This is a genomic window from Intestinirhabdus alba (assembly GCF_009711095.1).
Classification (GTDB): domain Bacteria; phylum Pseudomonadota; class Gammaproteobacteria; order Enterobacterales; family Enterobacteriaceae; genus Intestinirhabdus; species Intestinirhabdus alba.
In genome coordinates this window covers 1-5,867 of sequence record NZ_WMJZ01000069.1, presented here as the reverse complement: position 1 = coordinate 5,867, position 5,867 = coordinate 1, and the positions used below count along the sequence as shown (strand labels likewise).

Here is a 5,867-nt window from a genome sequence, read left to right as displayed (position 1 = left end):
GGAGGTCACCCATACGATGCCGTCTGCCGGGCGGCGGCGCAGTTTACGCAGTGACTCCAGCCAGCCTGTATCGGCCGGGGTCACAGGATCGCCGCCCCACAGCAACAGCGTTCCTCGATCTTCCTGCCAGAGTTCCTGGGTGAGTTTTGGAATAAAACGTTCGACATCACCCGCCGAACCGGTGACCAGCAGAATACGAATTTTGCGCCGCCAGGCACGACCGTACTGATAACGCATCGCCTGGCGGATATCGCCTACCGTAATAGAGTGAGGAGGCGTCAGCGCCACCCTGTTTTCCTCATCAGGCAGGACGCTGGCCCGCCGCGATCGCTGGCGATGGTAGCTTTCCTTAACATAGCGGGATAACGCTGGCAGATAGCGAATAAGCACCAGCGTCAGGCAGATCAGTACAAACGCCAGGATCTGCTCCCGCCGCGAAACAATATCAAATAACTTCCCGTAACGGGTTATTACCCACCAGATGGCGGCCATTCCGCTCAGAATGAGTCCTGCCAGACCAAAGCGGCCAACGCTGTTACCCGGTATATTCATCTTCACTCCCTGAAGCTATGGTGCTAATAAAACGTTCCTTTCCTTCGGAAAACAGTACCAGCTGCGGTTGTTTACGCAGGGTGACCAGATCCGCTGTCAGCGCCGTCAGTAACCACGGAGAAAATGGTCCAGGTATGCCACACCATTTTTCCAGTAGTGAGATATCCTCAGCCTCCCACGCGGCGTTCATTTTGACGCCTTGTGTAATCAGCGTTGCGCAGCTTTCCATCCATTCGCTGACGTCGCCAATAATTGAAGTAGTCCGACGCGCCGTGGGCTGCGTTTCCAGAAACAGAGCCAGATCGTCTGCAAACTTCGCCATGTCTAACGGCATGGGACGTAAAAGCCGCGCCGCGTGTGGCAGGTGATATTTTTTTGCCACGTCATCGCTGGTCAACAGCAGCGCAGCCAGCCCATCAGAATAGACTTCGCCACCGTTGACCTGGAGGATCAGCAACAGATTAACCGTTAACACCGGCTGCTTCAGTCGCTCTTCAACGTTGGCAAAAGAAAAGGTATCCGTGACGGTAATATCAGCAGGCACCTTTCGCTCCGGAATACACTCTTTCCAGATGCTAACAAAACTCTCCTGAGGATCAAATGAGGCGTTGTCATGGATTAATGTAACGGTCAGGGGTAATTCCGGCGGCAAACGCTGCAAGCTATATTTTGCACCGTTAATCAATAATCGTATTGCACTTACGGCAGGAGATGTCTCTGCGGTTAACTGGTCTATTTTTTGACAACGCCCGTAGTGCTGGGGCAATTCATATTCCAGACAGGCGGCTGTAATATGATCCGGCAATAAGACAACATTGCCCAGAATAGCCAGCCAGCGCTCGCTCCATGCCTCCCACTGCTGTTGCCCGTACTTCGCCTCTTGCTGTAAAAACTGATACTCTTCCCACGCCCTTCCCCATAAATAGCAACGAAAGAAAAACAGTAATAACCAAATTCCGACAGGCAACAAACTCACCCACCATATATTCATCTCTGACAGCGCGCTTACCTTCCCTGACGCATGTACGATAAACAGCAATAAACCGACTATCGCCATCAGCATTCCGGCAAGCAGCCACCAGATGAGTAATAGAGGTGCCGGTGGCTCGGTGGTTAATGCTTTGGTTCGTGTCCAGCCCATGTTTTATCCTATAGCGCATTCCGGTGCGCTGGAGATAACCTGACAGCCACACTGGCATTTGCAGCCGTTAACCACGATGGCTTTGCCATCGGAAAACCACTCGGGCGACCCTTCAATAATGTCATTCGTACCGTGCCCGGGAACAGGGCAACTGACTTTATCACCTACCAACGCGACAGGTTTTCCATTCACAATCATGGTGGAGGATGCGGAAATAACCTTACCACCATGTGTTGTTTTGTCGCCAATAAGTACAAATCCTCTGGTCATAATATCCTCAAAAAGAATTAACGCTAAGAAAAGAAATAGAGCAAATATCCGTTGTTGATTTATGGTGCTATTCACAATCTCCCAGGCTCTCTGACAAAGCATAAAGCGTTCAGGGAAGCGGCGGCGTGTCCTCTACGAGCAACAATCATATTTCTCAGCCCGGAGCTAAACCAACGCTACAAGGTAAGCGATAAAATGACATCGTAGCGGCCCGCCGGAGCTGATATTATGAATGAGTAAAACCTTTACAGCACAACTTACAGGCAATCTGAAGAATAGTTGTATTTAACATACTTTGACACTTATAAACTCTTAACTACCCTTCTGCTTTACAAAAGCATAACTGGTATTTTTTGAATAAGGGAATGAATGATCTATTATTTTTTCGCCATTAGGGTACATAATGAGATATCCTTCGCCTTGTTGCTGCGGGCTAAGAACTTCAACAATTAGATTGGAATGAAAAACAGGTTCAAATAAAATTTTTTTTACCGATCTGACACGATAAGTCAGCATTGGCTGACCTTTGATATAAAGAATATCCCCACCAATATCTGTAAATTCCTTTAAGATAACAGGATAATAATCTTTCTTTATAACAACATCCCCATATATTTCTTCATAATGTCCATTACCTCTCGGAGGAGGAGCATCATCAAAAATAAAAACAATATCCTCAGGTGTATCGTCTTCTATCTTATTACCGAATTTAGTAAAATCGTGATATCTAAACTGGAATCGGATATTACTGAGCTTCCACCCGCACTGGCCGCCGCCATCAAACGCCACAGCGTTGCTGACAACGTTGCTGCCAGCTTCGGGCTTAAAAGGAACGGTAAGCAGATGATAACCATCCCTGGAGCTTATCGCCCCCGTTGAGGTCAGAATTTTATCCCGGCATCTTTCTGAACGATAGATCACCTTCATTGGCAGGATATCAACATCGGCGGGCTTAACGACCGCCACCTTGACGTGCTTTCCATCCTGCGGGGGCGACAGCTTCTGGCTCACCGCGCAGCCGGTCAGTGTCAATAACGGTAGCAGAATAGTGATACCAGCTTTTTTCATGAACTATATCTCACCAAATCAATAAGAAGTTATCAATAATTAATATTGTCACTAACTTTTCCAGTCTCCTGGATTAACTCCTTAAGAAATAACATTAACTCTGTCGAGTGATAAAAAATGATACAGTCGAAAATGACCAGATTGATAGATGCCAAATCTCCATTTTTCTGTTTAGGGTGATAAAAATATCCAGCTTTAGATTTTATGAATGCATCCAGCTTATTATTTCGCACTGCGCTAAAGGCCTGGCCATTATCAATAAAAGACAAAGCACCGTCTTTAACCAGTAGATTATTAAAATCCACTCTCATTTTTTATAGTTATATTGGATGCATAGAGAAAGTGAATATATTTTATATTTATCAACAATGTCATCAAAATTATTAGTGCAATAAAAATAGCACTAAAGTTTCTTCCCTGTATTAAATATTATTTCACGCTCATACCATCTACTTTATTGAAGTCCGGAAACAATACATCATCAGGAGCAAGAGTGCCATCAGGATAGATTATTTTCGGATAAACACCATCAACCTTTTTCTCTGGCTCAACAAATCTAACCACTTTTCTTTCATCTATTTCGGGTGAGAAAAAGATATTTTCAGAATTGAAGTTTCTATACATCAGGAAATCTTCTTTACCTAACAGTGATAGATATTTTTGTTTTTCATTTATATTTCTTTCTGTTATGTATGGATAATACTTCGGTGCAAGAATGCCATTTCCTGGCAGGGTAGAAAACTGCCCATTCCGAGTGGCATCGCTATCAAAGGCAATCGTTGCCCCAACATTTGTTCCTGGTACCAGGTCTTTACCTAAGTGAGTAGCATCAATGTACCCAATCCCCATGGTAAATTCACTCAATGTCCAGTGGCATCTCCCCCCGCCCAACATCGCCACTTTTGTCTGCCAGACATTACTGCTCCCCTGTTGCTCTAACGGCATATTTATCCCGTAATAGCTGGGTTCCTTAATCTGCGAACCATCAACACCGCTAATCCGTCTTTTGAGACACTTATGGGAAATATAAACCACTTTAAGAGGAAAAGGCCTGGTGTAGAGTGATGGATTTTTTACTTCCACCTTCACCCATTGGGTATCAGATGGCGGCGATAATGAACGATCGATTGAGCCTGAACAGCTACTGATAAACAAAACCGAAAACAGAACTATAGATTCTTTTGATTGTTTTTTCATTGTTCAATTTCCTCTTCGCTATAGAATGCATATCGTTTCAGAATATTATTACCACTATTTATTGCCAGAATGAAATTAAGTGACTCTGCTTGCAAGCCTCAATATTTTATTGTTATATTGGATAAATAGAGAAAAAGAATGTATTTTGTACTTATCTTCAAAGTTGTCTTTTTTATTTGTGGCAGCTATAGCACCCATGAATAAAAATCATACTAAAAAACAGCATAATACGCAACATTTAATTCGCCCTAATTCCTTTAATATTCTCAGTTTTCTTTCTGCTTTACAAAAGCATAATTGGTATTTTTTGAGTAAGGGAATGAATGATCTATTATTTTTTCGCCATTAGGGTAAGTCAAAACATAACCTTCACCCTTTTCCTTTGGAGGCTGAGCGAATACTACCAAATCAGAGTGAACGACAGGTTCAAACTTAATAGTAGGTGTATCATGAAGACGATAAGTGAGCATTGGTTGCCCCTGAATACTAAGAACTAAAATATCATTATCTCCAGGTTTTTTTCTAATCAAGGGGAAATAGTTTTTCACTATCACAAGAGGACCATATATATCTTCATAATGTCCATTCCCGCGAGGAGGTGAGTTTTTATCGAAAACAAAGACAATATCATTAGGAATATTCTTTTTTATATCCTGACCAAATGCTGTCATATCATGAAATTTAAACTGGAATCGGATATTACTGAGCTTCCACCCGCACCAACCACCGCCATCAAACGCCACAGCGTTGCTGACAACATTGCTGCCAGCTTCGGGCTTAAAAGGAACGGTAAGCAGATGATAGCCATCCCTGGAGCTTATCGCCCCCGTGGAGGTCAGAATTTTATCCCGGCATCTTTCTGAACGATAGATCACCTTCATTGGCAGGATATCAACATCGGCGGGCTTAACGACCGCCACCTTGACGCGCTTTCCATCCTGCGGGGGTGTCAGCTTCTGGTTTACTGTGCAGCTACTGAGTGCGAGCAGCGGTAACAAACAGAAAATTTTTATTATATTTATCACAGCCCATCACCTTATGGTGTTTATAAGAGAAGACTTAATCATTAACATATCCTCATTAAAATAGTGATACAGTCACCTCAACATTTCTAATTTCCTGAAGTCAATTGAATCTCTTTTCTCTGAATTAGATGTTTGCGTTCCATCTGGATAGGTAGTTATTAATATTTCACCAAACTTTTTCGGCACTTGCATTTTTACAATTTTTTTAGAGTGAACCATAGGTTTAAAAATGATACTACTGGAATTATTAACTTTATAGGTAAGCATCTTTTCATTAATCAATCTAAGGATTTTCATATGGTGAATCAATCTATCTTCTATTAGTAGTGGATAATAATTTTCCTCAACATAAACATTGCCCGACGCTTGTATGAAATGTCCATTACCACGGGGAGGAGCATGTTCATCAAATACAAAGACGATATCATTAGGAATATTTTTTTAATATCCTGACCAAATGCTGTCATATCATGAAATTGAAACTGGAAACGGATATTACTGAGCTTCCACCCGCACTGGCCGCCGCCATCAAACGCCACAGCGTTGCTGACAACATTGCTGTCGGCTTCGGGTTTAAAAGGAACGGTAAGCAGATGATAACCATCCCTGGAGCT

General features: G+C 43.1%; 6 protein-coding genes and 2 pseudogenes. All 8 read right to left on the bottom strand.

From position 1 onward, the window contains the following. Window positions 1-552, bottom strand: a pseudogene (locus tag GJV78_RS22065) (ImcF-related family protein); the annotation flags it as partial. After that, on the bottom strand, window positions 536-1,693 hold the full coding sequence (locus GJV78_RS22060; RefSeq protein ID WP_155110230.1) for a type VI secretion protein: 1,158 nt from the start codon (window positions 1,691-1,693) through the stop codon (window positions 536-538). The pseudogene GJV78_RS22065 and the gene GJV78_RS22060, both read right to left, overlap by 17 nt. Window positions 1,694-1,696: 3 nt before the next feature. Further along, entirely contained in the window at window positions 1,697-1,963 is a 267-nt protein-coding gene (locus tag GJV78_RS22055; RefSeq protein ID WP_155110231.1) for a PAAR domain-containing protein, read from the bottom strand. A 312-nt stretch (window positions 1,964-2,275) separates the two neighbouring features. Beyond that, entirely contained in the window at window positions 2,276-3,031 is a 756-nt protein-coding gene (locus tag GJV78_RS22050) for a hypothetical protein (RefSeq protein ID WP_155110229.1), read from the bottom strand. A 32-nt stretch (window positions 3,032-3,063) separates the two neighbouring features. Continuing rightward, a complete protein-coding gene (locus GJV78_RS22045) occupies window positions 3,064-3,342 on the bottom strand; it encodes a hypothetical protein (RefSeq protein ID WP_155110228.1) in 279 nt (92 codons plus the stop codon). A 118-nt stretch (window positions 3,343-3,460) separates the two neighbouring features. Then, a complete protein-coding gene (locus GJV78_RS22040) occupies window positions 3,461-4,228 on the bottom strand; it encodes a hypothetical protein (protein ID WP_155110227.1) in 768 nt (255 codons plus the stop codon). 266 nt (window positions 4,229-4,494) lie between these two features. Then, window positions 4,495-5,253: a hypothetical protein gene (locus GJV78_RS22035; protein ID WP_155110226.1), complete on the bottom strand. Its 759-nt coding sequence runs from the start codon at window positions 5,251-5,253 to the stop codon at window positions 4,495-4,497. A gap of 320 nt (window positions 5,254-5,573) precedes the next feature. Continuing rightward, a pseudogene (locus GJV78_RS23385) lies at window positions 5,574-5,867 on the bottom strand (hypothetical protein); the annotation flags it as partial.